Source organism: Mycolicibacterium bacteremicum (genome assembly GCF_002086115.1).
Taxonomy (GTDB): domain Bacteria; phylum Actinomycetota; class Actinomycetes; order Mycobacteriales; family Mycobacteriaceae; genus Mycobacterium; species Mycobacterium bacteremicum.
Window position 1 is genome coordinate 1 of record NZ_MVHJ01000039.1, and the last position, 24,816, is coordinate 24,816.

General features: G+C 65.0%; 21 protein-coding genes, 1 tRNA gene and 1 pseudogene. 7 read left to right on the forward strand and 16 right to left on the reverse strand.

Going from position 1 to position 24,816, the window contains the following annotated elements; all coding sequences use genetic code 11:
- Positions 1-116 precede the first annotated feature (116 nt).
- Positions 117-515 (reverse strand): ArsR/SmtB family transcription factor, encoded by a 399-nt coding sequence (locus BST17_RS26205; RefSeq protein WP_407937771.1) that lies wholly within the window; start codon positions 513-515, stop codon positions 117-119.
- Between the two features lie 35 nt (positions 516-550).
- Between BST17_RS26205 and BST17_RS26210 the strand changes: the two genes are divergently transcribed.
- Together BST17_RS26210 and BST17_RS26215 are read left to right on the forward strand one after the other, a co-directional pair.
- Positions 551-1,879, forward strand: a complete 1,329-nt coding sequence (locus BST17_RS26210; protein WP_083061964.1) for an NAD(P)-binding domain-containing protein — start codon at positions 551-553, stop codon at positions 1,877-1,879.
- A complete protein-coding gene (locus BST17_RS26215; protein ID WP_083061898.1) occupies positions 1,876-3,096 on the forward strand; it encodes an MFS transporter in 1,221 nt (406 codons plus the stop codon). The genes BST17_RS26210 and BST17_RS26215 overlap by 4 nt, the downstream gene beginning before the upstream one ends.
- 386 nt (positions 3,097-3,482) lie before the next feature.
- On the opposite strand, the gene BST17_RS26225 is transcribed toward BST17_RS26215, so the two are convergent.
- From BST17_RS26225 to BST17_RS26240, 4 genes are read right to left on the reverse strand one after another with little or no spacing between them, the layout of a single operon-like run.
- On the reverse strand, positions 3,483-3,908 hold the full coding sequence (locus BST17_RS26225; RefSeq protein ID WP_083061902.1) for an arsenate-mycothiol transferase ArsC: 426 nt from the start codon (positions 3,906-3,908) through the stop codon (positions 3,483-3,485).
- Positions 3,909-3,913: 5 nt separating this feature from the next.
- A complete protein-coding gene (locus tag BST17_RS26230) occupies positions 3,914-4,585 on the reverse strand; it encodes an arsenate reductase ArsC (RefSeq protein ID WP_083061903.1) in 672 nt (223 codons plus the stop codon).
- Between the two features lie 4 nt (positions 4,586-4,589).
- A complete protein-coding gene (arsB, locus tag BST17_RS26235; RefSeq protein ID WP_083061904.1) occupies positions 4,590-5,693 on the reverse strand; it encodes an ACR3 family arsenite efflux transporter in 1,104 nt (367 codons plus the stop codon).
- The gene (locus tag BST17_RS26240) at positions 5,690-6,061 is read right to left on the reverse strand and encodes an ArsR/SmtB family transcription factor (RefSeq protein WP_083061905.1); all 372 of its coding nucleotides are present in this window, start codon (positions 6,059-6,061) and stop codon (positions 5,690-5,692) included. The genes arsB and BST17_RS26240 overlap by 4 nt, the downstream gene beginning before the upstream one ends.
- A gap of 567 nt (positions 6,062-6,628) precedes the next feature.
- Here BST17_RS26240 and BST17_RS26245 point away from each other — a divergent pair.
- Together BST17_RS26245 and BST17_RS26250 are read left to right on the forward strand one after the other, a co-directional pair.
- Positions 6,629-7,798, forward strand: a complete 1,170-nt coding sequence (locus tag BST17_RS26245) for a Fic family protein (protein WP_083061906.1) — start codon at positions 6,629-6,631, stop codon at positions 7,796-7,798.
- A gap of 3 nt (positions 7,799-7,801) precedes the next feature.
- Positions 7,802-8,419 (forward strand): hypothetical protein, encoded by a 618-nt coding sequence (locus BST17_RS26250; RefSeq protein WP_083061907.1) that lies wholly within the window; start codon positions 7,802-7,804, stop codon positions 8,417-8,419.
- A 421-nt stretch (positions 8,420-8,840) separates the two neighbouring features.
- Here BST17_RS26250 and BST17_RS26255 read toward each other — a convergent pair whose 3' ends face one another.
- From BST17_RS26255 to BST17_RS26270, 4 genes are all read right to left on the reverse strand, one after another.
- The gene (locus BST17_RS26255) at positions 8,841-11,906 is read right to left on the reverse strand and encodes an MMPL/RND family transporter (RefSeq protein WP_083061909.1); all 3,066 of its coding nucleotides are present in this window, start codon (positions 11,904-11,906) and stop codon (positions 8,841-8,843) included.
- Positions 11,907-11,997: 91 nt separating this feature from the next.
- Complete coding sequence (locus BST17_RS26260; protein WP_083061911.1) at positions 11,998-12,423, reverse strand: DUF6188 family protein; 426 nt, start codon at positions 12,421-12,423, stop codon at positions 11,998-12,000.
- A gap of 75 nt (positions 12,424-12,498) precedes the next feature.
- Entirely contained in the window at positions 12,499-13,170 is a 672-nt protein-coding gene (locus tag BST17_RS26265; RefSeq protein WP_083061913.1) for a TetR/AcrR family transcriptional regulator, read from the reverse strand.
- A complete protein-coding gene (locus BST17_RS26270; protein WP_109750310.1) occupies positions 13,167-13,613 on the reverse strand; it encodes a PaaI family thioesterase in 447 nt (148 codons plus the stop codon). The genes BST17_RS26265 and BST17_RS26270 overlap by 4 nt, the downstream gene beginning before the upstream one ends.
- 157 nt (positions 13,614-13,770) lie before the next feature.
- Here BST17_RS26270 and BST17_RS26275 point away from each other — a divergent pair, with 157 nt between their 5' ends.
- Positions 13,771-14,484, forward strand: coding sequence for a TetR/AcrR family transcriptional regulator (locus BST17_RS26275; protein WP_083061917.1), 714 nt, complete (start codon positions 13,771-13,773; stop codon positions 14,482-14,484).
- Between the two features lie 668 nt (positions 14,485-15,152).
- Complete coding sequence (locus BST17_RS29105) at positions 15,153-15,941, forward strand: hypothetical protein (protein WP_133053603.1); 789 nt, start codon at positions 15,153-15,155, stop codon at positions 15,939-15,941.
- Between the two features lie 5 nt (positions 15,942-15,946).
- Here BST17_RS29105 and BST17_RS26280 read toward each other — a convergent pair whose 3' ends face one another.
- From BST17_RS26280 to BST17_RS26290, 3 genes are all read right to left on the reverse strand, one after another.
- Complete coding sequence (locus BST17_RS26280) at positions 15,947-16,414, reverse strand: hypothetical protein (RefSeq protein WP_083061918.1); 468 nt, start codon at positions 16,412-16,414, stop codon at positions 15,947-15,949.
- Positions 16,415-16,452: 38 nt separating this feature from the next.
- Positions 16,453-17,976: an AICE element replication initiation protein gene (locus tag BST17_RS26285; RefSeq protein ID WP_083061920.1), complete on the reverse strand. Its 1,524-nt coding sequence runs from the start codon at positions 17,974-17,976 to the stop codon at positions 16,453-16,455.
- A gap of 133 nt (positions 17,977-18,109) precedes the next feature.
- Positions 18,110-18,307 (reverse strand): helix-turn-helix transcriptional regulator, encoded by a 198-nt coding sequence (locus BST17_RS26290; RefSeq protein WP_083061922.1) that lies wholly within the window; start codon positions 18,305-18,307, stop codon positions 18,110-18,112.
- Positions 18,308-18,941: 634 nt separating this feature from the next.
- On the opposite strand from BST17_RS26290, the pseudogene BST17_RS29780 reads away from it, so the two are divergent.
- Positions 18,942-19,490: pseudogene (locus tag BST17_RS29780) on the forward strand (tyrosine-type recombinase/integrase); the annotation flags it as partial.
- Between the two features lie 209 nt (positions 19,491-19,699).
- On the opposite strand, the gene BST17_RS26300 reads toward BST17_RS29780, so the two are convergent.
- The 4 genes from BST17_RS26300 to ponA2 form a co-directional block, all read right to left on the reverse strand.
- Positions 19,700-19,773: transfer RNA gene (locus BST17_RS26300), tRNA-Pro, on the reverse strand.
- A 340-nt stretch (positions 19,774-20,113) separates the two neighbouring features.
- Positions 20,114-21,211 carry an L-cysteine desulfhydrase Cds1 gene (cds1, locus tag BST17_RS26310; RefSeq protein ID WP_083061926.1) on the reverse strand — a complete coding sequence of 366 codons (1,098 nt, stop codon included), beginning with the start codon at positions 21,209-21,211 and terminating at the stop codon, positions 20,114-20,116.
- Positions 21,208-22,155: a metallophosphoesterase gene (locus tag BST17_RS26315; RefSeq protein ID WP_083061929.1), complete on the reverse strand. Its 948-nt coding sequence runs from the start codon at positions 22,153-22,155 to the stop codon at positions 21,208-21,210. The genes cds1 and BST17_RS26315 overlap by 4 nt, the downstream gene beginning before the upstream one ends.
- Before the next feature lie 20 nt (positions 22,156-22,175).
- Entirely contained in the window at positions 22,176-24,620 is a 2,445-nt protein-coding gene (gene ponA2 / locus BST17_RS26320) for a transglycosylase/D,D-transpeptidase PonA2 (protein ID WP_083061931.1), read from the reverse strand.
- Positions 24,621-24,816 lie beyond the last annotated feature (196 nt).

Genomic DNA, 24,816 nt, shown 5'->3' on the forward strand with positions numbered 1-24,816 from the left:
GGTGTTCCATGCTCCCGGGCATGACCAGCGCCGGTTCCTGGAACTGTTCAAACGCGATCTGGAACCGCGGCTGCGCAGGTTGAATTAGCCCCTGCGGCAAGGACGGACGCGCAGCGTCACCGCTGCAGTGGTGTCACGGCGGTGGCGATCCGGCCCAGTGCCGTGGCGTTGACGCGGTAGTACGCCCACTTCCCGCGTTGATCGCGGCTGACGAGGCCGCTATCGACCAGCAGCTTCATGTGGTGTGACACCGTGGGTTGGCTCAGGCCGAGCGGTTCGGTGAGGTCACAGATACAGGCTTCGCCCCGGTCGGTGGCCGCGATCAGGGATATCAGTTTGACCCGGGCCGGGTCGGCGAGAGCCTTGAAGGCGGCGGCGAGGCGCTCGGCGGCCGCGTTGTCGAGAACGCCGCCAGTCAGAGGTGAGCAACAGGCGGCCACATCGTCGGCGCTCACGGATCCCATGCCGTCCATGATGACACACGCATTGACAAACTTCGATGGATCGCGCAGCATCAATCCATCGAAGAATGTCGATGGAAGGACTGGAGATGGCAGAGCTGCCCGTCGTGGTGATCGGCGCTGGACCGCTGGGTCTGGCCGCGGCCGCCCAGCTGTTGGAGCGCGGGCTGGCACCCCTGGTGTTGGAGGCGGGTCCGGGTCCCGGTGCGGCAGTCGCGCAATGGGCGCATGTACGCACGTTCTCACCCTGGCCCGAGCTGGTGGACCCGGCCGCGGTCCGGCTGTTGGAACCGACCGGATGGATAGCCGCGCAGGCAGGGTTTCCTACCGGCCGTGAGTGGATCGACGACTACCTGGCGCCACTGGCCGCGGCGCTTGGTAAGCAGGTCCGGTTCGGTGCGAAGGTGGTGGCGGTGTCCCGGCTGGGTCGTGACCGGCTGGTCACGCCAGGTCGAGCCGACGCCCCGTTCGTGGTGCATGTGACCAACGCCGACGGCACCGAGTGTCGTGTCCAGGCGCGTGCGGTCATCGACGCGTCAGGCACCTGGGGTCAGCCCAATCCTGCAGGCGCGGACGGTGTTCCCGCCATCGGCGAGAAGGCCGCTGCAGAAGCCGGTGTGCTGACCTACGTTCCGCCGACGCATGCCCAGGCCTCCGCCTGGGCGGGCAGGCATGTGGTGGTGGTCGGCAGCGGACATTCCGCGATGACTGCAGTGATCCAGCTCGGCGAGGTGGTCCGACGCGATCCGTCTACCACGGTCACGTGGCTACTGCGCCGTGGGGTCGCCGGTGACACCTTCGGAGGTGGCACCGCTGATGAGCTCCCGCAGCGTGGCGCCCTGGGAGTCCGGTCCAAGGAAGCCGTTGACGCACAGCGCGTCTCGCTACAGACCGGATTCCGAACCGAACGAATCGACCTGTCCGGCGGGCGTGCGGTGATGGCGGCCGAGGGTGGCCGGTCGCTGCCGCCGGCGGATCACGTCGTGGTCCTGACCGGTTTCCGGCCGGATTTGTCGTTCCTATCGGAGATGCGAATCGAACTGGACCCGATCCTGCAGGCACCGGTCAAGCTGGCGGGGTCGATCGACCCGAATATGCACTCATGTGGCAGCGTCGCGCCGCACGGGGCTGGCGAGCTGGGGCATCCCGAACCCGACCTGTACATCGTCGGCATGAAATCGTACGGACGAGCGCCCACCTTCTTGGCGATGACCGGTTACGAGCAGGTCCGCAGCATCGCTGCCGAGCTGGCTGGCGATCACGAGGCGGCGCGCCGGGTGGAACTGACGCTGCCCGACACCGGAGTCTGCAACGGTGCAGGTCTGTTCGACAGCCCCGACACCGAGAACACCGGCGGCGGATGTTGCGACGCGCCCTCGACGCCGCAACCGTTGTCGCTCAACTCTGCTGGCGGATGACCAAGACCGAGACTCAGTCGGCACCCAGTGCGGCCCGCGGGCTGCGCTGGGTGCTGTTGACGCTGTGCGTCACCGAGATCACCAGCTGGGGCGTGCTCTACTATGCCTTCACCGTGCTGTCCCCGCAGATCAGCGCCGACACCGGTTGGTCGGCACCTTCGGTGACCGCTGCCTTCTCCGCCGGGTTGGTAACCTCCGCATTGGTGGGCATCCCGGTCGGCCGGCGGCTGGACCGGGTCGGTCCGCGTTGGATCATGACCGGCGGATCGGTGCTGGGCGTCGGTTCGGTGCTCGCAGTGGTGGCCGCACCCAACTTCGGCGGGTTCGTCGCCGCCTGGGTGTTCTCTGGCGTCGCGATGAGCGCCGTCTTCTATGCACCCGCCTTCGCGGCGCTGACCCGGTTCTTCGGCACGGACGCGGTGCGGGCACTCACGGTGCTGACCATGGTGGCCGGCTTCTCCAGCACCGTGTTCGCCCCATTGACCGCCGCCCTGTCCGCCCAGCTGACTTGGCGGAACACCTATCTTGTGCTGGCGGCCGTGTTGGCGGCGGTCACGATTCCGGCGCACTTCTTCGGGCTCCGGCGCCCATGGCCGCCCATCATGACCGAGCATGTTGTGGAGCCGGCCACCCGCACCGCGCGATCGTGGTCGTTCCTAGCTTTGGTGGCGGCGTTCGCGTTGTCCGGCCTGGCGTCCTACGCCGTGATCGCCAACCTGGTGCCGCTGATGAACCAACGGGGCATCGGCACCGGCGCCGCCGCACTGGCGCTCGGCCTGGGTGGTGCCGGCCAGGTGTTGGGACGGTTGAGTTATCAAACCCTGGTACGTCGCGTCGGAGCTGTGCCCCGTACCGTGCTCATTATGGCCGGTGTCGCGGCCACCACTGCCTTGCTGGGCGTATTCAGCAACTACGTCGCACTGGTGATCGTGGCGATCGGTGCCGGGGTGATGCGCGGCGTCATGACTTTGCTACAGGCCACCGCAGTCACTGAGCGTTGGGGCTCAACCCATTACGGCCACCTCAGCGCACTGTTGAACGCGCCGATCATGATCGCGACTGCGGTAGGTCCGTTTGTCGGGGCTGCCCTAGCCAGCTTCCTCGGCGGTTACGCCGCGATGTTCGTGGCCCTCAGCGCGATCGCCGCGGTCGGTGCGCTGATGGCGGTGGTCACCAGGCCGCGAGCTGAGAAACCAGTCCCCATGGTCGGGGTATAACAACGGCTGCAGCTAGACCGGGTAAGCCGAGCGCTTTCGCCCGGAGCTCGCGGGCCCGCGTCTTGGTTAGCCATTTGTGTTGCATTTTAGGCTGATCCGAGCAGCGAAGTGTAGGACAGGTCCAGCGCTGTTGAGAAGCGTTCGACGCTCAACTCGTGGAGGAGTGCGGGTGCGAAATGTCCACCCGCTCGGAGACTTCGGCACCACGGTGTCCGACAGGTTGGGCGCCGAGCAGGCGAGCGCTCGTGGCCCCGGCGTCAGCGCACAATTCTACGTCGGGACGCGCGCCGACCACGAACAGCACGAAAATTACTGGTTGCGTGATGGTTTCGGCGTGACGAGCGGAAAGGGGGTGCTGCAGCGCTGCAGCGTCCAGAGCTTGGGGATCAGGACTTGGAGTCGGTGAGTGTCGTGTGCAGCTCGCGCACCCGGGCGGCGATGTCGTCGCGGACCAGCCGCATTCGTTCCACCCCGTCGATGCCCCGCTCGGATGGTTCGTCGGTGTCCCAGTTTTGAATCTGCGGACCGGGCAGCGGATCCAGTTGTGCCTCCCGGCCCAGCGTCACCACAAGATCGACGTCGCGGGCAAGTTCGTAGTCGATCAGTTTGGGCTGTTCGCCGGTGATGTGGACGCCGACTTCCTGCAGGACCTCGGCCGACAGATCGTTGACCGCACCACCCGGCTTGGTGCCGGCCGAGTGCACGATGACGGAATCCCCGGCAAGCTGGCGCATCAGCCCGGCGGCCATCTGGGACTTTCCGCCGTTCTTGACGCAGACGAACAGCACTGAGGGCGTGCGGGATTCGCTCATCTGTATCAGATGCCCCGGATAGTCACGGTGAGGTCGGAGAGCAGGCGCCGGACGCGTTCCTCGATGTCGTCGCGAATGGGGCGCACCGCGTCGACGTCCTGGCCGGCTGGGTCGGGCAGCTCCCAGTTCTCGTAGCGCTTGCCGGGGAAGATGGGGCAGGCGTCGCCGCAGCCCATGGTGATCACCACGTCGGCGGCCTGGACGATTTCGTCGGTCCAGGGCTTGGGGAATTCGCTGGTGATATCGATTCCGACTTCGGCCATCGCTGCCACGGCGGACGGGTTGATGCGGTCACCCGGCTCGGATCCGCCCGACCAGGCCACGGCGGCGTCACCGGCGAGATGGGCGAAGTAGCCCAGCGCCATCTGGGAACGGCCGGCGTTGTGGGTGCACAGGAACAACACGGTGGGCTTGCCGTCAGTGATCTTGCCTTCCACCCGGGCAAGGGCGTGCAGGCGCTGGCGGGCGAACCGTTCGGCGAGCAACGGCAGGAAATTGGGTACCGTGGCGCGGCCGGCGAACTGGTCGTAGGAGGTGTGCAGAAACCGTTCGATCGTCTCGACGCCGAAGCTGTCGGCGAAGTCGCGTTCGAGACGTGTCGCCGCGGTTTTGAGGGCGTGCTGTTGATCGATGGACAGGTCGCGGTGCGGCCGGAGCGTGGCGGGACTGTCGGACATGGTGTTACGACTCCTTCGTCGTCGAAGTAGTGGCTGAACTGACAGTGCTTTGATCGGAGAAACGCTGCCGCAGGGCCAGTGATACGTAGACCAAGGCGACCAGGACCGGAACCTCGATCAGCGGGCCGACGACTCCGGCCAGGGCCTGTCCGGAGGTCGCACCGTAGGTTGCGATGGCCACTGCGATGGCGAGTTCGAAGTTGTTGCCGGCGGCGGTGAACGCCAGGGTGGTGGTGCGTTGATAGCCCAGGCCGATCGCCGCACCGAGCAGGTATCCGCCACCCCACATGATGGCGAAGTACGCTAGTAGCGGCAACGCAATCCGCACCACGTCCAGCGGGTGGCTGGTGATCTGGTCGCCCTGGAGCGCAAAGAGAATGACGATGGTGAATAGCAGCCCGTAGAGCGCCCAGGGCCCGATGCGGGGCAGGAACGTCGATTCGTACCAGTCGCGGCCCTTGGCCTTCTCCCCGAGGCGGCGCGAGCCGTAGCCGGCCAGCAGGGGGATGCCGAGGAAGATCAGCACCGACTTGGCGATCTGCCAGGGCGAGGTGTCGATGGTGGTCTGTTCCAGGCCCAGCAATCCGGGCAACACCGACAGGTAGAACCAGCCCAGGACGGCGAACATGACGACCTGGAAGATCGAATTCAGCGCGACCAGCACGGCGGCGGCTTCACGATCACCGCAGGCCAGGTCATTCCAGATGATGACCATGGCGATGCAGCGGGCCAAGCCGACGATGATCAAGCCGGTCCGGTACTCAGGCAGGTCCGGCAGCATCAGCCAGGCCAGCGCGAACATCAGTGCGGGCCCGACCACCCAGTTCAGGAACAATGAACTCAGCAGCAGCTTGCGGTCGCCGGTCACGGTGTCGAGGCGGTCATAGCGAACCTTCGCCAGCACGGGATACATCATGATCAGCAGGCCGAGCGCGATGGGCAACGAAATGCCGTCAAGCTGAACGCTTTCCAATGCAGTGTTCAGGCCTGGGATCGATCGGCCCAGGAGTAGCCCGGCGACCATGGCGATGCCGATCCACGCCGGCAGAAAGCGGTCCAGGGTTGAGAGGTTCGCCGCGACCGGTGCCGACGCGGTGGTGTCGGTCATGCGGTCGCCTCCGTGAGGTGTGCGGTTTCGAGGTTCAACAGGGCGGACAATTCGCCCAGGGCCTCCGGGACGACGGCGTAGTAGACCCATGAGGCCCGCCGCTGCGAGGTGAGCAGACCGGCGTCGCGCAGGACTTTCAGGTGATGGGACACCGTAGGTTGGGAGACGTCGATACCGCCTGAGATGTCGCAGACGCAGGCTTCACCGCCGGCATGGCTGGCGATGGCGCTGAACAGTCGCAGTCGCACCGGGTCCGCCAACGCCTTGAGTCTCTTGGCCATCTCGACCGCGGCCTGCTCACTCAGCGGTTCGTTCATCAGCGGCGGGGTGATGCAACATGCGTCGGTCAGGTCGGCTGAATTCGACATGCATCGATATTGACAGCTATCGAATCAGGCTGCAAATGAACAACCGGTGATTCACCACGTGCACCCGGAAGCCCTGCATGCGTTGTGTGCCGTGCTCGATCCGACTTGCTGCCAATAACGTGCGGCCGCGACCACGGGCATCAACGTGAATGCCGTTCAGGTGATGATCGGACACGCTTCTGCCGCTGCGGACCGGCTGCGGACCGAGAAGTAAACGAGAAGTAGAAAGGCCCAGACCAGATTTACCGGTCAGGGCCTCTCACTTGCCGTCACACGAGTCGGGGTGGCGGGATTCGAACCCACGACCTCTTCGTCCCGAACCACCACACCAGGGCGTTTGATGAAGTTTGATTTGTTGGGTGAAGCTCAAATGTCCTGGCAGAGGCGTTGGCGATGTTGGGTGGCATCGGCAACCCGCAGATTTACTGCGGACTGACTGCGGACTGGCCCGCCCGATGAGATGCACCCGGGGTGCTAGCGGCAACCTTGAAAACCCAGTGATGGTTTTCAAGGTTGAGACGCTAACCTTGAAATTACACATACAGAATTCAAGGTTGGGCGGACCGTATGGATGTCGAAGCGCTGCGTCGCAGCCCGATCGGGCAGCTCGTGTCGATAACGGGGCACGACCCCCGGATCGGCGAAGAATACGAATACGTCGCCTTTGTTCCAGATCCGCTACCGGCCAGTTTTGATTTGAAGGCCGACACGTACGCGGCGGTCATCGATGCCGCCGCGGCGATGGCGCGCGCTGACCAGGCGTCGTCGTTGTTGCCGAATCCTGGTCTTCTGGCGCGGCCGGCCACTCGTCGTGAAGCGGTGAGCACCTCCGCGCTGGAGGGGACCTACGCCTTCCTCTCCGACGTGTTCGAGGCCGACTTTCTTGAGGATGATGAGCTGACCGGCTCGGTCAGTGAGGTCAGGAATTACGTGACGGCTGCCGAGCGGGCTTACGAAATGGTGGCCGAAGGCCAGCCGATCTCGGTGCGGATGCTCGAGGACCTGCAGCGTGAGCTGCTGCGAGGGACGACCAGTGACGGCTCGCATGCTGGCAGCGTGCGAACGACCCAGGTCTTCATCGGTTTGGGCAACCGGCGTGTGACGTCCGCGCGCTTCGTGCCACCGCCGGCCGACCATCGGCTGCTCGATGGTCTTCGTCAATGGCAAGACTGGGTTCGGGGATCCACCTCCATTCCAACGATCATCCGTGTGGCGGTCTCGCATTATCAGTTCGAGACGCTGCACCCGTTCCATGACGGCAATGGCCGCCTCGGTCGCCTCGTCATGGCGCTGCAGCTCATGAGCGCCGGCGATCTGCAGTTTCCCGTGCTCAACATCTCGCCTTGGCTGGAACAGCATCGCGCGGAGTATCAGGATGGCCTGCTTCGGGTGTCCCAGACCGGTGATTGGGATGAATGGGTGTGCTTCATCTCTGCGGCGATTCACGCCGAGGCATTAGAGGTGATCGATCGGGTGGACAAGTTGCTGGCTCTCCGAGAGGGCTTCCAAGAGACGTTACGCGGGGCCAAGGGAGTCTCGTTGCGGATCGCTGACGACTTGGTCGGCTACCCGATGATCACGGCGTCGGTCGCAGCTACGTTGCACGGCGTCTCCTATCAGGCTGCGAATACTGCGATCGCCAAGCTGGTGGAGAAAGGGATCTTGCGGCAGCGCACGACTGGGCGGTATGACCGAATCTTTCAATGCGACAGCGTGTTGACGGTCCTGGAGTACTGAGCGGTGGGTTACCAGGACGATCCGATCGGGTACGAGCGCCGCTTGAGAGCGAAGCTGCAACCGGACGTCATCAGAGGCACATTGGCGTTCGCAGGCCTTTACCAGATCACTCACGAGATGATCCAACAGGCGGTGCTCGAAAGGGTGCGAGAGTTCTACTGCTGCGGCCTGGAACCGGGCGCTCCGATGACGGATCGGGAGCGACAGCGCTACCAGCACGAAGTTCTGTCTTTGGCGCCGAAGAAGAGATTCCGAGCGTCGCTACTGTGGCTCGTCAACAGCGGTGCTATCACCCAGTCGCAGGCGGACCGGTTGAATCTGATTTACGCGCATCGCCACTCGCTGACCCACGAGCTCGTCAGGTACTTGGTCGATCCGGAAGCCGACCCGGACGTCGAGCTGTTCGTCGATGCGCTGACCATCCTGAAAGACCTGCACCGCTTCTGGATCGACATCGAGCTCAGCACTGGCGGATTCTTTCTCGCAGACGGTTCGCATGTTGACGACGTGGATGCCGAGGCGGTCATGCCTCTTTCGCTGATGGTGCTGCAGCAGTGTGTGGATGCCTACGTCGAGGGCTTCGAGTCTCTGGGCTCCGACGACGCCGAAATGAGTTCCTGACACCGGCCCTGACGCCGTGCGATGACTTCGAGGGGCGTTCATCGCGAGATCACAGTTGCTTTTTATCCTCGCGATCCTCGCGATCCTCGCGTGGCTCCGGTCTGCGGCTGGTCGGCGCTGGCCTGTTCAAACCATCATGCTCCCTTTCGTCGCCGCCGCCCCAGAGATGGCCCGAGGGGTAGTAGGTCAGCGATTATCAATTTGCGCGTGGGTACTGGAGTCGGGTCGCGGTCGGCCGACAGCGATTGAACCGCGAATTTGTCCGTCGAAAAGAGACTACCGGCGTAGGGGTCGTATTCGGGTGGGGCGAATTCCACGCTGAGCGCAGTCAACGCTGACAGGTTTGGCCGGCAGCCGGTCGCCCCTTTTTGACTCGTTGCTTGTCGACTTTCCGTGTATGGGCGGAGCGCAAAGGGGTTATTCAGGTTGTGCTGGTGTTTGGTCTGGTGGGCCACCAGCTGGCTTCGCGCAGGAGTGTGGCGATGGCGGGCACGGTCAGGGTGCGCACGAGGAAGGTGTCGAGCAGTAGCCCGAAGCCGATGATGAGGCCGGCTTGGATCATGATGGCTACCGAGCCGACCATGAGGCCGAACATGCTGACGGCGAAGATCAGGCCAGCGGAGGTGATGACGGCGCCGGTGTTGGCGACGGTGCGCAGCACACCGACGCGGATGTTGCTTCCGGATTCTTCGCGTAGTCGGGAGACGAGCAGCATGTTGTAGTCGGCTCCGACGGCGACGAGGATGATGAATGCCAATAGTGGTACGGGCCAGGCGATTTCGTGTCCGAGGATCCACTGGAATACCAGGACGCCGAATCCGATCGAGGCCAGGTAGTTGAGCAGGACGGTGCCGAGCAGGTAGATCGGTGCCAGTAGTGCGCGTAGCAGCAGCACCAGGATGATGCCGACAATGACTGTGGTGGCCAGCGCAAGTTGGGCGAAGTCTGCCCAGAGGAATCGTTGGATGTCGGAGTTGACGGCTGGGAAGCCGGCGACTGAGACAGTGGCCTCAGCCAGTGAGGTGTTCGGGCGTGCGGCGTTGGCGGTGGCGGTGACGCGGTTGGCGAGATCCATGGCCTCGACACTGTAGGGGTCGTAGCTGGTTTCGATCATGAACCGTGCTGTTTTGCCGTCTGGTGATAGGAATTGTTCGGCGACGTCGGTGAATTGGCGATTCTCGAAGGCATTGGCGGGCAGGTAGAAACCGCTTGCCGAGTCGGAGTCCTGGGCAGCGCGTGCAGAGTTTTGGAGTTGGGTGGCGATCTGGCTCATGCCGGAGAGCATTTCGATGTTGCTGTCGGCCAGAGTGCGCACACCGGTGGCCAACGCTTGGGCGCCGGAGGCGAGTTGGCCGATCCCGTCTTGGAGGCGGCGCAGGTTGCCGGCCAGGTCAGTGGGGTTTCCCAACGCCCCGAAGGCGTTGTCCAGTGAGATGACTGCGTTTTGGACGGTGGTAAGGGTGCCGGCGACGGTGGCGTTGCTGGCGGGGTTGTAGCGGTCGCCGAGGTCAGCGATTTCGGTGAAGAATCCGTTGTTGCGCAGGGTGGTCAGGATCTGTACTTGGTCGCGGATCTGGGCGCATTGGGGTGTGGTGGCACACCACGGCGAGGTGTTGAGGGCACCCACGAGCGGCTCCAAGGTGGTGATGGCGTGTTGTGCTTGGTCGGCCAGGGGGCGTAGGCCGGGGCCGGCTTGGATGGCCTGATCGACCGCAGGGGCCGTTGCTGAGAGTTGTTGCAGCAGTGGACGGAACTGGTTGACCTGAGCGCCGGCGGATTGGGCATGCGTGAGGATGCCTGCCAGGGGAGCCAGTGCGGTGCGCACGGTGGTGTCGAGTTGGGCCAGTCCGCCGGCGAGTTGATCGGCGCCGTCGGTGAGTTTGGTGAGGTCGTCTCGGTGGGCGTTGCCGTCGGCGACCGCGCCGGCCATCTTGTCCCCGATCTGCCCGTTTTGCCAGGCCAGTTGTGCTTGATCGAGGCGTTCTCCGGTGGGGCGGGTGACTCCGGAGACTTTGGTGACACCGGGAACCTGGGAGACGCGGGAGGCCATTTCGTCCAGGTCGGCCAGTCCTTTGCCGGTGCGCATGTCGGTGGGGTTCTCGACGACGAGGAATTCGGTGATGACGACGTCTTTGCGGAAGTGGCGGTCCAACAGTTGGTAGCCCTGGTTGCTGGCGGTGGTGGCGGGTTGACCTTTGCGGTCGTCGTAGCTGATTTTGATGGTCGCGGCTACCGCTGACAATGCGAGCAGGATGACGAGGCTGACAATCAGCAGTGGCACCGGACGGCGCACCACCGCCACGGCGACACTGTTCCAATACCGGCGGGTGCGATCGGATTTGGGTTCACCGATGCCCCGCTTCGCGGCCAACGCCAGCACGGGCGGTAGCAGGCTGACGGTGGCCAGGAAACCGAACAGGACCGCGATGGCGCATGCCGGGCCTAGGGCGCCGAACACGCTCAAGCGGGCGAACACCATGGCCAGGAAGGCCAGGGCCACGGTGGCGGCGGAGGCCAGAATGACGCGGCCGATGCTGGCGGTGGCGTGGATGATGGCCTGCTCGGCCGGTACCTGAGCGCGGCGCTGCTCGTGGTAGCGGCTGATCAGGAACACGGTGTAGTCGGTGCCGGCGCCGAGCAGGATCGCGGTCATGAACGCGACGGTGAATTGCGAGACCGGCATACCCATCTCGCCCAGCGCGGACAGGACGCCGCGCCCGACGGCCAGGCTCAGCCCGATGACCAGCAGCGGTAGCAGTGCGGTGAACACCGATCGGTAGACGATCAGCAGGATCAGGGCGATCATGACGGCGGTGGCGATCGAGATCAGCAGCAGGTCGTGCTCGGCTGCGGCGATCATGTCGCTGAACGTCGCCGGTGGCCCGGTCACCTGGGCGGTCGTGGACGAACCGGCGAACACTTCGGCGGTCATGTCACGCACCGCGCTGACTGACTCCGCAGCGGTCGGGTCACCTAGCGTGCCGGTCACGCCCACCGGCAGGTACCACGATTGGCCGTCGGCGCTGACGGCCTGGGTTCTGGTGATGGGATCGGCCAGCAGATCTTGCACCAACAGGACGTGCTCGCTGTCAGCGCGCAGTCGTTGCAGGAGGCGGTCGTAGCGTTGTTGGCTTGCCGGGGTCAGGCCGGCTGGGTCTTCCATGGCCACGAACAGCATGGTTTTCGAGCCTTGTTCGTTGAAGGCGGTGCTCATCCGCTCCACCGTTTGCAGCGACGGGGCGTCGCGCGGGATCAAGTCCACCGACTGCTGGCGCACCACCGTTTCCAGCTGAGGGAACAGCAGCGCCAGGACGATCGCGGCGCCGATCCACACACCGATGGTCAAGGCTTTGTGCCGCACAGTGAATCGTGCCAACGCTGCGAGCCGAGCGCTGTACTCACGGCTGGATGCGGGATCGGCCGGAGTCTCGTGCCGGGCAGCGCGGGGGGCCGGTGTTGGTGAGGAGCCTGTCGTGCGGTCGGTCACCGAACCCCCTAGATCTACGATACCAATGGTATCGCTACGCTACATTATGTAGCGAAAATCGGATAGTCCAGTGGGGTCGGCGTGGTGGGGCTTATCGGTTCACGATGTTGGCGTCGTCGGATTCGGGGATGTCGTGTCGGACCACGCGGACACGCCCGTGCGGCAAACAGGCCATGTAGCCGTGTCGCTTGCCGTACAGCTCCCACGCGGTGACCTGCTCGTCGGGGTTGACGTCGATGCGGTGCCCGCGGGAAAAGCCCAGGTGTAAACCTCCGTCGTCGCCCGACCAGGCCTGGGTGCACACTGCGCCGGCCAGATTGAGCAGCGGACGCTCGTACACCGAGATCTGCAGCGGGTTGATGAGGACCGTCTCGGCGGGAAAGCGATCTGCTGCGGGCAGGGTGAGCAGCAGGGGGCGCGAGATGACGACTTCGTTGTAGTCGTCCAGGTCGAGCACCAAGCCGTCGCGCACCGAAACCCGTTGCACGACACAATCTTCGATCCATTGGGTGTACATGGCCTTCTCCTTCGACGCAGCGTTGAGTCGCACTCCAAGGGTACGGCAGGTATCGCTGCGATACTAGAAGTAGCGTTACAGCTTTTTTGATTGCGCGGCGTTGTCGAGTAGCCGCTGAATTGCGCGGTCGATGCGGTCACGGGTCTCCTCCGCGGACACCCGCCCGCTGATAAAAGCGAGCAGGTTGGCCAACCAGATGTCGGAGATGACGCCGGCGACAACCAGATGTGCCGGTGTCGGCTCGCCCGCGCTGAGGGTGCGGGCCAGCAGCGTGTGGATCGTTGCGGCGGCAGAATCGAGTTCCGCGGCGGCGCGAGTGTCGGCCACGGCAAAGGCCCTGGTCATGGCGTCGGTCAGCAGCGGCTCGCGCTGCCACCGGTCGTGCAGGTGGGTGGTCAGTCGCTCCAATCGCTGCCGCGGTGTGCCGGCACCGCTTGTCCAGTTACCGGCGACATCGAGACGCTGAAATTCTCGGTTCAGTGCCGCTACCAGCAGGTGGGTTTTGGCCGGGAAATAGCGGTACAGCGTGCCCACGGCGATGTCGACGTGCTCGGCGACCGTCCGCATGTGCACCGCGTCGTAACCGCCGGTGGCAGCTATAACCAGGGCGGCATCCATGATGGCCTCGCGACGACGGGCTGAGACGCGCGGACGTGGCACCCCGGCTGTGTGAACCTGATCGGCCGTCGGATGCTCCTCGTCGAGCCCGGTGGCCGTGCCGCTCGCCTGGGTGCTGGCGATGGTCATGGTGTTTGATCGCCGCGGCGGGAGAACTGCTCGAGGATCTCTCTGAACCCACTGATGTCGCCGTGGGCGGCGAAATGTGCGGTATCGACCACGATGAATACTGCGCTCGCGGTGAACCGGGTGACCCCTTCACACGTTCCGATCGCCGCGACATGCAGCGCCCGTCCCTCGCGGGCGCTGATGTGCGCGGTGATCCGATGGGGCCGGTGCAGCGGCACTGGCTGCAGATACTCCACCGTCAGCGAGCGCGTCACCGCAGGTGTGCCGGCAATCCACAGCGTGAAGCCCAGCACGTCATCGCACGCGGCGGCGACTGCCCCACCATGCGCCAGGCCGGGGGCTCCGATGTGGCGCTCGTCGAATGTGACATCGGCATACACCGAATCTGCACTGCGGTAGACCTCCACGTGCAGGCCGTGCGGATTGTCCGGGCCACACCCCATGCAGGTCGGGGTATGCGAAGGCAGCCGTTCCGACGGGACCGCACAATCTGACACGAGAACACTCCAGATACTTTTAGTTTCGCTGCGATACTCTTGGTACCATAACTGTTAATCTTCCGGGTGCGACATCGCCTGAAATCGACAGCCGAGGTGACCTGTGAGCGACAGCAGTACGCCACCCTTGCACGATGATGACGACATCGACCCGCGGCGGATACGATCACGCAACCGGTTGTTAGATGCTGCTGCGACACTTCTGAGCACCGGAGGCGTCGAGGCCGTCACTATCGATGCTGTCACCAAAGCATCCAAGGTGGCCCGCACCACTCTTTATCGGCATTTTCAAAGCTCGTCGCATCTGCTTGCCGCGACGTTCGAGCGGCTACTGCCGCAGGTGACCACACCGGCACCCACCGGCGGTTCCTTGCGCGACCAATTGATTGAGCTGCTCACACGCCAAGCCGCCCTGTTCAATGATGCCCCGCTGCACGTCACCACCCTGGCATGGCTCTCACTCGGGCCGACCGGCGCCAAGGACGAGACCGACGATCGCCACGCGTCGGGGGCTCTGCGGGCCCGAGTCGTCGACCAGTACCGACAGCCGTTCGACGCGCTACTCAACGGCGATGTAGCTCGGGTCGAACTCGATGACTTCGACCTTGAATTGGCGCTGTGTCAACTCGTCGGCCCGCTGGCCTTCGCACGCATGACTGGGATTCGCACCGTGACCCACAAGGACTGCGCCAACATCGTCGACGATTTCCTCGCCGCCCGCCGCAAAATTGTGGACGACGGCGGCGACCGGGTGAAGCCCAGGAGCACGCGGCGGTCAGACGGGGCGCACCGTCCACCGAGACAGATAGTCACCTGATGCCGGCACGGGGCTCTGTAAGCAACGGCAGCGACCCCGAAATGCAAAGGCGGAGCCGTTTAACCCGACTCCGATCGCAGGCAACGCCCGATGGAAGTACGTTCGACAACGGAATGATCCGATCCCTGAGTAGTTGTCGGGACATCGGCCATATTGGTGGAGAATCAGCCCGTAGACAGCATGGGATGTCCCCGCCTGAAGCGTCTTGACCGAGGAATTCGGCGCCGGGTCACCAGCGCCGGTGCGCACACTTCGTGTGGCAGGTTGCGCCATGAACGTACACACAGACGGACTCCGACTGCCCGACGTCTCTCGATGCAGGTGGTGCGCCATAGTGCGCGAATCCGGGCCTGAACTACGCCATCTAGCGATCCGCAGCGGGTTCGAGCGGGACGTGCATTCACGCCTGGCCACCTCCGCCGCGTGCGCCGGAGAACGAATTTCGGCCGTCGATAATCGCGGTTCACGGGCCCTGAGTGCAAGAGGTGTGTGGCACTGAGCGGTATTGGCTGGAAGGGATGGCTTTACACGAGGCGGGTTGGTCACGCGAGAGTGAGGTCAGCGCTCCAGCGAGCGACACCACCAGGACGGCTCAACAATGTTCGGGTGCCAAACGAAGGTGGCTGTGGTCGTGGACCATGCCGTGCGTCGCGCCGTAGCTTGTCGACATGAGTGCCGTGTCGAAATTGGAAGCGCGTCATCGCGCCCGTGAGGCGCAACGGAAGATGAACGAATTGCGAGCGCAGCGGCAGCGCGCCAACGCAGAGGACGCGACCGCCGTGCGGGCGGTGATTGGACGCTTGCACGACGTGGACGAATGGGAGGGGCGTCGCCTCGCCCAGACACGTCAACAAGTGACCGCAGAGGCGCAGAGCAGACGCCGTCGCTATTTCGCCGAAGCGGGTGCGTCGATCAGATATATGCGAGATCGCGGCGAGACGCTGGCGTCCATCGCGGAACTCGTGGGTGTCGATGTCAGCGAGATACGCGCGGTGCTGCATAGCAAGGGGACGAAAGGACCGGTTGCTGCGCAGCCTGGTGCCCGCGGGACCGCTCGCACGGACATGGAGTGGCCGCGGTGTGTGCGATGCGATGCGTTGATGATGGATCCCGAGGACCGACCTCGCCGCGGACGCCGTCGGCTCTACTGCTCTGACTCGTGCCGGCGTGATGCATCTGCGGCCCGCATGGCAGCCGAGCGCCATGGTGCGCCCATCCGCGTCATCGAGGTCCCACGAGCCGGCTCGTTCGCAGAGCCCGAAGCATTGCGTGCGGATCCACCGGCGCCTGTGTCCGTTACCGCTCTAGACGCCGCGGATATCGCATCCCGAGACGAACAGGCGCTGTGCCTGCTGTTGGCGAGGCTTACGGAGCGAGCACGACGGAAAGATCTCGACCGGGCGACTCTGACGGCGGCGCGTGATCTTGCCAAAGCCGTTTATCCGTACCGCAGCTGAAGACCTCAGCGGCCTCTAACTCGTTGGCGGCGCAGTGAGCCGTCCTGTCGCCGCTGTGTCGGCCCGCACGCGGTCAGACTGTTGTCTGCCCTGTGCAATCCGTGCGCCGTTGCCGCCGCGATCTCCGCGGGCAGTTCGACCTCGAAACGGAGCTCCAGCTCGTCGAGGACGTCTCGTCGCGCCGCTGCAAGTAGCAACGTCGCGTCGTCACGATGCGGGAGTACGCCGTGGTCACGCGCGTACCGAGCGGTGACGGTATCGACAAGATCGTCCAGAGCTGTTGTGAGAAGAAGGGCATCGTCGTCGGCCTGGATCTCCGCGAACTCCTCGCAGCGATCGCTGGACCACGTCGACGGAAAAGCGAGTCCCGTCAGGTACCAGTGTTTGATGGCCGCGGCTAGCTCACCGGACCATCCGTAGTCAGGCCAGTCGTGTACGACCGCCTGGACGATTGCGTCGAAATGGGCGTTCACACCAACCCCAATCACTGTTCTGAACCAATTCTGCCCGATCAAGCCGGCAGATCCCGAACGTAAGACGATCCGTCTGGCGCAGGCGAAATGCGCGAGGGACGCGAGGGTTGCGAGGCTTGTTTGGCCAACACATCTTTGTAGGGCGGGTAGACAGTCCAGAGCAACACGTTCCGATGATTTCGACCTCCGTCGTCTTCGATCGCCCAGCCCAGACTGCGCAGCGCAGGTGCATGTCGGCGCAGAAGTGCTGTGACGTCCCGGCCGTTCTTCGGCCACTCCTTGGGCTTCCGCCAGGTGTCGCCGGCCGGGGTGACGGCTGCCAGCAGGTCGCCTCCGGACTTTCCGATCAGTGGTTCCCGGATGCCCTGGCGTAGCCGTTCGATGAAGGGGTCAGCGGACAGACTGTCCTCAGAGAGTTGGTTCGCGCGCGACAAGTACCGCCGGAAGCCATTGGTCGACAAAACTTCGTCGACGGCCGCCAGCGTGCGACTGAAGTCCGCCATCCGTGGCGACACGTCGACCGCGATGGTTTCCAGGCGTTGATGGACCGAGGCGGCCAGGTCGAGGAGTCCGCCCAGAATGCCTGGTAGGGCCGTGCGCCACTGTTGTCGCATGGTGGCTTCCGGTTGTCGCATGTGACGATCAATGCGTCGCAGGTCGACCGTCGCCAGTCGCTCTGCGAGGTCGGGTCGCACAGCGCCGACATCAATGCCGTTGATGATGACGCAACGGCGGAACTTGACCACCGCTAGATCGGAGTCTGTGTACAAGGCTCGTTTGACGTTGCCGTCGCCGGTCGCGGCGCGGCAAAGGGAATCCGACAACCACGCAGGAATCGTGGAGAGGTTGTCGAGGGCAACCACCCACGACCCGGATGCGGCGGTGACCCATGAGTCCGCGTCGCGGGGTGCCTGCCGCAGAGGGACCGGTGATGGGTCGATGAGATCAACCAGCATGCGGGTAGTCGTGCTCTTGGCGCTACCCTGCTCCGCGAAGAGCGCCAAGATCGGGTGTGGGACATCGCTTTGTACGAGTGCGGCAACGAGTGCAGCAAGGAGGACCGGTCGGTCCTCGAAGTCGATGTTGACGAAGTCCCAGAGCTTCTGGACATCGCCGCCCTCGACTGGTAGCGGCATCGCTCCGGTCAGTTTGGTGCGCAGAAAGCGCACCGGTGCACGTTCGGTGAGCATCCACCGCCCGTGTCCGATACGGATCGCGTGACCATCGGACCGTCCGGTGTCAACGTAGATTGCGCCGTCATGATCGGCGACGCGAAGGTTCAGACGTTCGGGCGGTGTCGAGGCGGCCAGTCCTTCGAGGATTAAAGTTGCGTCGGTAAGGGCCTGGCCGCCGGCGACTGTGCCGGTTTCGGCGAAATAACGGGCAGCGAGGTCGGCGCGTAGGCCGGCCCTACCGGCGCGGAGCAGCATTACCAGGTGTGGGCGAGCGCGGTCAGCGCCGAACGGCTCGCCTTCATCTGAGACTCCGAGCAGGTACCGCTCCTGGGCCATGCCGACCAGGCGGGCGGCGACTGACTTCTTCTCGGTTTCGTTGTCGCTCATTGGTTGTCCTGATCGCCACGCTTCAGCAGGGCGCAGTGACGAGCTATTCTCATGTGGAACTTCCGTGTTGGGTGACCGGGTGGTTCGAACAAAGACCTCGGCTAGGCCCCGGGGTCTTTTTCGTGGATTAAGTTCACGCGGCGTCTCCGCCTCCACGCCGAGTTGCCGTTTCTTGCTCCGAGATCCATCGCAGTACCTCGTCGCGTCGGTACACGACTTTGCGGCCCAAGGTGAAACTGGCCGGCCCGATATCGCAGTGGCGCCAGTAGCGGAGCGTTCCGACCGGGACGCCGATGATGTCCGAAACTTGTTTCGCACTCAGTAGATCCATGTTGTTCCTCCCTGAAGTGTTTCCTGTCAACGAATCCAACGTTGGTGGTGGTGCTATCGGTTTGTCCACCACTAGCGTGCAATTCACTTACGAATCGACTACAGCCGAACGTTTTCATCGGCTGTCGGTGGTGGATGTGACACTGTGTCCGGGAGCTGAGGAGTTGCTCATGCAGAGACGTAATCGCCGAAGCGGTGTCGAGGACAGGTGGCGCCGAGCCGACGGAAGCCCCACGGCCCGGGCCGGCAAGGGGCGTCGCTGGCTGGCCAGATATGTAGACGATCAAAGCCAGGAGAACACCCGTTCGTTCGACCGCAAGGTCGACGCGCAGGCGTGGCTGAACGAGATAACGGCTGCCCAAACCACGGGAACGTACGTCGCGCCGAAAGCGGGACGGATCACGGTCCGTGAGCTTCATGTCAAATGGCTTGGGACACAAGGTCATTTGAAGGAGACGACGGTGGCCACACGGGCGTTCGCCTGGTCGGGTTACGTCGAGAGCAGGTGGTCATCGGTTTCCGTGGCCGACGTGCAGTCCTCGGACGTCAGGACTTGGGTGCAGGAGCTTGCTGCGGGAGGTGCGAAGCCGGCGACCATCGAGAACGCCCTCAGCGTGCTAAGGCAGATTCTGGAGATGGCGGTCGACGACCGACGGATTCCGCGCAATCCCTGTTCCGGCGTCAAGGCGCCGCGACGACAGCATCGGTCGAGGGGCTATCTCACCCACCCACAGGTGGAGCTTCTGGCTGACGAAGTGGGTGATTACGCCACCGTGGTCCGGTTCCTGGCCTATACCGGCCTGCGTTGGGGGGAGATGGCAGCGCTGCGGGTGGAATCGTTCGACATGCTGCGCCGTCGGGTGAATATCCGCGAGGCCGTTGCCGAGGTTGGCGGAAAGCTGGTGTGGTCCACGCCGAAGTCTCATGAGCGTCGCTCGGTGCCCTTCCCCGCCTTCCTCGCCGAGCCGCTCGCTGCGTTGATGGTCGGCAAGCAACGCGGGGATTTAGTGTTCGCATCGGCAGAGGGAGCCGTTCTGCGAGTGTCCACGTGGCGACCGCGTGTCTTCAATGTGGCCGTCAAGCGAGTCCAGGAGCACTTGCCGGCCTTTCCCACCGTCACCCCTCATGACTTGCGGCACACAGCCGCGTCGCTGTCGATCAGCGCCGGTGCGAACGTCAAGGCCGTTCAGACGATGCTCGGCCACGCCTCCGCCGTGCTTACCCTCGACACCTACGCCGACCTGTTCCCTGACGATCTGGAGCAGGTTTCGGCTGCACTGGACGCAGCTCGATTGAAAGCGTTGGAACTCGCTGCGGACCAGCTGCGGACTGGAAAAGAAGAAGGCCCCGAGCTGGAGAACCAGTCAGGGCCTTCTACCTGTATAAACACGAGTCGGGGTGGCGGGATTCGAACCCACGACCTCTTCGTCCCGAACGAAGCACGCTACCAAGCTGCGCCACACCCCGCGTGAAGCCACGACAGCGTATCGCACCGGGGGGGCGGAAAGCCAAACGGCCTCCGGTTGCCTGGATGCCGCCCGAGGCCGGCGCGCGGCGACGGCTCCGCCGCCGGGTTTCAGCCTGGCGGGCAAGTGGGAATCCAGGTCGGTAACAGCAGCGGGAAGCAACTCCCGCCCCGGCGGCGTTGTAGACGGTAACGGGCACCGTCGCGGGAGTCCGAGGACAGAAACGAGGCAGACATGACCGGGTTGGGTGCGACGATCTACATCGGTTTCTTCGCCCTGGCGGCGCTGTGGCTCTTCGTGTCCGGACGCGGGCCGGCCACCGGCGTTTCCGACCGCGACGATCAGGACCAGCTGCCCGTGGACTCGAACTCCGAGAGCTTGGCGGCCGACGCCGACGGATACAACCGCTGGCTGGCCAGCCACTCGTCGCTGAAGTAGGTGTCCGCGTAGCGATCGTCGCTGTCGGCGATCAGCGTCACCACCGACCCGCCTCGCCTCGCGGCGACCATCTCTGCCAGCAGCCCGAAGGCGCCCCACACGTTCGTGCCGGTCGACGGTCCGACGCGGCGCCCCAGAACCCGGCTCACATGCTGGGCGGCGGCCACCGACGCCGAGTCCGGGACGGTGATCATCCGGTCGACCACGCCTGGCTGGAACGACGGCTCCACCCGTGGCCGCCCGATTCCCTCGATGCGTGATGACATCCCCGTCTCGATGTCCAGACAGCCCTGCTCGTAGGCCGGGAAGAACGCGGAATTCTCCGGGTCCACCACGCACAACCGGGTGGCGTGGCGTCGATAGCGCAGATAGCGGCCGATCGTCGCGCTGGTGCCGCCGGTGCCCGCGCCCACCACGATCCAGTCCGGCACCGGATGGCTCTCCTGCATCATCTGTTCGAAGATCGACTCGGCGATGTTGTTGTTGCCGCGCCAATCCGTGGCGCGTTCGGCGTTGGTGAACTGGTCCAGGTAGTGCCCGCCGGTCTGCTGCGCCAGGCGTTCGGCCTCGGCGTACACCTGCGCCGCGCTGTCCACGAAATGGCAACGCCCGCCCTGGGATTCGATCAACGACACCTTGGTCGAACTGGTCGACCGCGGCATCACCGCGATGAAGGGCACCCCGAGCAGAGCCGCGAAATACGCTTCCGACACCGCGGTGGAACCCGACGACGCCTCGATGACGGTGGTGCCCTCGCCGATCCATCCGTTGCACAGCGCGTACAGGAACAGCGACCGGGCCAACCGGTGCTTGAGACTGCCGGTGATGTGCGTCGTCTCATCCTTGAGATACAGCGCGACATCATGGCGGTCCGCCCACGCCGAGGGCAGCGGATAACGCAGCAGGTGGGTGTCCGCGCTGCGGCGGGCGTCGGCCTCGATCAACCGGACGGCGTTGTCCACCCAGTCCCGTGGCCGGCTACAGGCGATGTCCCCGCTCACCGTGCCGATACGGTCGGATGCGCCTGCCCGGCACGGGTCCCCACGCCCTGCCCCTTCGTCGGGGCGGCCACCAGGGTCAGCAGGGTCGCCTCGGGCCGGCAGCAGAACCGCACCGGCGCGTACGGCGAGGTGCCGATGCCGGCCGACACGTGCAGCTTCATGTCGGCCCCCCACTGCGACGGCCCCTTGGCCCGCGTGCGGTCGATATCGCAGTTGGTGGCCAGCGCGCCGTAGAACGGCAGGCACAGCTGCCCGCCGTGCGTGTGCCCGGCCATCACCAGCTGATAACCGTCGGCGGCGAAACGGTCCAGCACCCACGGCTCCGGCGAATGCGTGAGCCCCAGGGTGAGGTTGGCGGTCCGGTCGGCCGGCCCGGCGATGGTCTCGTAGCGGTCGCGCTTGAGATGCGGGTCGTCGACCCCGGCCGCGGCGATGCGCAACCCGGCGACATCGAACTCGCGGCGCACATGCGTCATGTCCAACCAGCCGCGCTCGGTGAACGCCGCGCGCAGATCCTGCCAGGGCAGCGGGTCGCCGTGGATGCGGCGCTTCTTGTTGAACAGATAGTTCGTCGGGTTCTTCGGCTTCGGCGCGAAGTAGTCATTGCTGCCGAAGACGAACACACCGGGCACCGACAGCAGGTCACCGAGCGCCTGCACCACGGCCGGCACCGCCTTCTGGTGCGACAGGTTGTCCCCGGTGTTCACCACGAAATCGGGTTGCAACGACGCCAGCTCCCGCAGCCAGGCCTGTTTGCGGCGCTGGCGCGGCAGCATGTGCAGGTCGGACAGGTGCAGCACCCGCAGCGGGGTCGACCCCGGGGTGAGCACCGGCATGGTCAGTCCCCGAAGGGCGAACGCATTGCGTTCGATCAGCGACGCGTAGCCGATACCCGCGGCGAGAGTGCCTGCGGCGATCGCGGCGGTGTTCTTCAGGTGCGACATGGCAGCAGTTTACTGCGAGATCACGGCGGCGGCGGTGGTGCCGGGGGAGGAGGCGGGCCGAGCACCGGCACCGTGATGGGCGGCAGACCGGGGATCTGCACCACCGTCGAACCGACCATCGGCGGCAGCCCCGGGATGCCGACCGGCGGTGGCGGCGGGGCCGGCGGGATGCCGTTGCTGGTGAGGATCGTGATGATCGAACCGGGGATGGTCTGCCCCGTCGGCGAGGTGCCGACCACGGAACCGCGCGGCGACCCGCTGTTGGTTTCGGTGGTCTGGTCGGCCACCTGGAAGCCGGCGGCGCGCAGCCGGTCGCGGGCGGTGTTCACGTCCATTCCGGCCACGCTGGGCACCCGGGAACCGGGGCCGCCCTCGACGTAGCGCGGATCGGGCGGCGGCAGCACCACGGTGTCCGGGGTGAGCGGCTTCATCGCCGTGAACCAGGTGCGGGCCGGCTCGTTGCCGCCGAACAGGTTGCCGTAGCCGCACTGCCGCAGCGGGAAGGAACACAGCTCGCTGGGCTGGGTGGAGTCGTCATAGATGTAGTTGGCCGCGGCCAGTTCGCTGGTGAAGCCCAGGAACGCCGAGGACCGGTTGGATTCGGTGGTGCCCGTCTTACCCGACATCGGTAGCGTCCAGCCCGCCGCTCCGGCCGCACCGGCCGCGGTGCCGGACCCGCGATCGTCCTCGCCCATGGCGACGGCCAACGTGTTGGCCAGCCCCTCGGGCACGACCTGCTCGCAGGTCTCGGTGGTCACCGCGACCTCGTTGCCGCGCCGGTCGAAGACCTGGGCGATCGGGTTGGGCGGGCACCACACGCCGCCGGAGGCGAGCGTCGCGGCGACGTTGGACAGCTCCAGGCCGTTGACCTCGATCGGACCCAGGGTGAACGAGCCGATGTTCTGCCGCTTGACGAAATCGGCGAGGCTCTCGTTGCTCTCCGGGTCGTAATCGCGGGCGGTGCCGGGCAGGGCGTAGGACCGCAGGCCCAGCCGCACCGACATGTCGACGGCCTTCTGGACCCCGACCTGGGAGATCAGCTTGGCGAACGCGGTGTTCGGCGAGGTGGCCAGCGCATCGGTGACGTTCATCGATCCGCGGTAGCCACCGGCATTCTTGACGCACCAGGTGGCCGGCGGGCAGCCGGGGGAGCTGCTGCTGCCCAGGCCCTTGGCCTGGAAGGCCGCGGGCACGGGCAGCTCGCTGTTGATGCCCATGCCCATCTCCATCGCCGCGGCGACGGTGAAGATCTTGAACACCGAACCGGCACCGTTACCCGCCAGCGAGAACGGCTGCGGCTGCATCGTTTCGCCGGCCTCGGTGTTCAGGCCGTAGGTGCGGTTGCTGGCCATGGCCACCACCGGGTGGGCTTCCTTGCCGGGCCGGATCACGCTCATGACGCTGGCCACGCCCGGGGTGTCGGCCGGCGCGAACTGGTTCACCGCGTTCTTGACGGTGGCCTGCACGTTGGGATCCAAGGTCGTCTTGATCAGGTAGCCACCCTTGGCGACCTGATCCTTGCTCAGCCCGGCGCGGGCCAGGTAATCCAGCACGTAATCGCAGAAGAAGGCGCGGTCACCGGCGGCGATACAGCCGCGCGGCAGTTCCTTGGGCTGCGGCAACACCCCGAGCGGCTGCTCGCGGGCCGCGCGCAGCGCCTCGGCCTCGGCGGGCACGTTCTCGATCATGGTGTCCAGCACGACGTTCCGACGAGCGAGCGCACCCTCGGGATTGGTGTACGGATTGAGCACGCTGGTCGACTGCACCATGCCCGCCAGCAGGGCAGCCTGCTGCCAGTTCAACTCGCTGGCATTGATGCCGAAATAGGTCTGCGCGGCGTCCTGCACGCCGAAGGCGCCGTTGCCGAAGGACACCAGGTTCAGGTACCTGGTCAGGATCTCCGGTTTGGTCAGCGTCTTGTCCAGGGTGAGCGCCATTCGGATCTCGCGCAGTTTGCGGGCCGGTGTGGTCTCGATGGCGGCCCGCTTCTCGGCATCGGTCTGCGCCACGACCAGCAGCTGATAGTTCTTGACGTACTGCTGCTCGATGGTGGAGCCACCGCGGGTGTCCAGGTTGCCGGACAGGTAGCCGGACAGGCCGGTCAGGGTGCCCTGCCAGTCCACCCCGTTGTGTTCGGCGAAGCGCTTGTCCTCGATGGAGACGATGGCCAGCTTCATGGTGTTGGCGATCTGCTCGCTGGGCACCTCGAAACGGCGCTGCGTGTAGAGCCAGGCGATCGGGTTGCCCTGCGCGTCGGTCATGGTCGATACCGCGGGGATGTCCCCCTCGACCAGTTGGGCCGAGCCGTTGGCAACCACATCGGAGGCCCGGTTCGACATCAGGCCGATGCCGCCGACGACCGGGAACATCAGCCCGGCGGCGATGACTGCGGCCAGCAGGCAGCACCACATCAGTTTGATGACCGTCACCGCGATCGGCGGCCGGTGCTGGGGCTGGTCGGACATGAGTTACAGAGTAGCCAGCGGGTCCAATCGGGGCCTGCGGGCTGCCGTTTCGGGCCTCCGGACGGGCGGACTGCACGGTCGTCCCAAAAAAGTGTGATCTGACTGTTGCGTAAAAGCCCCTCTACCACCTAGCTTGAACACACAATGCGATTCAGGTAACACTCCTGACGCAATGTGGCGCAGATTACACAGGCTT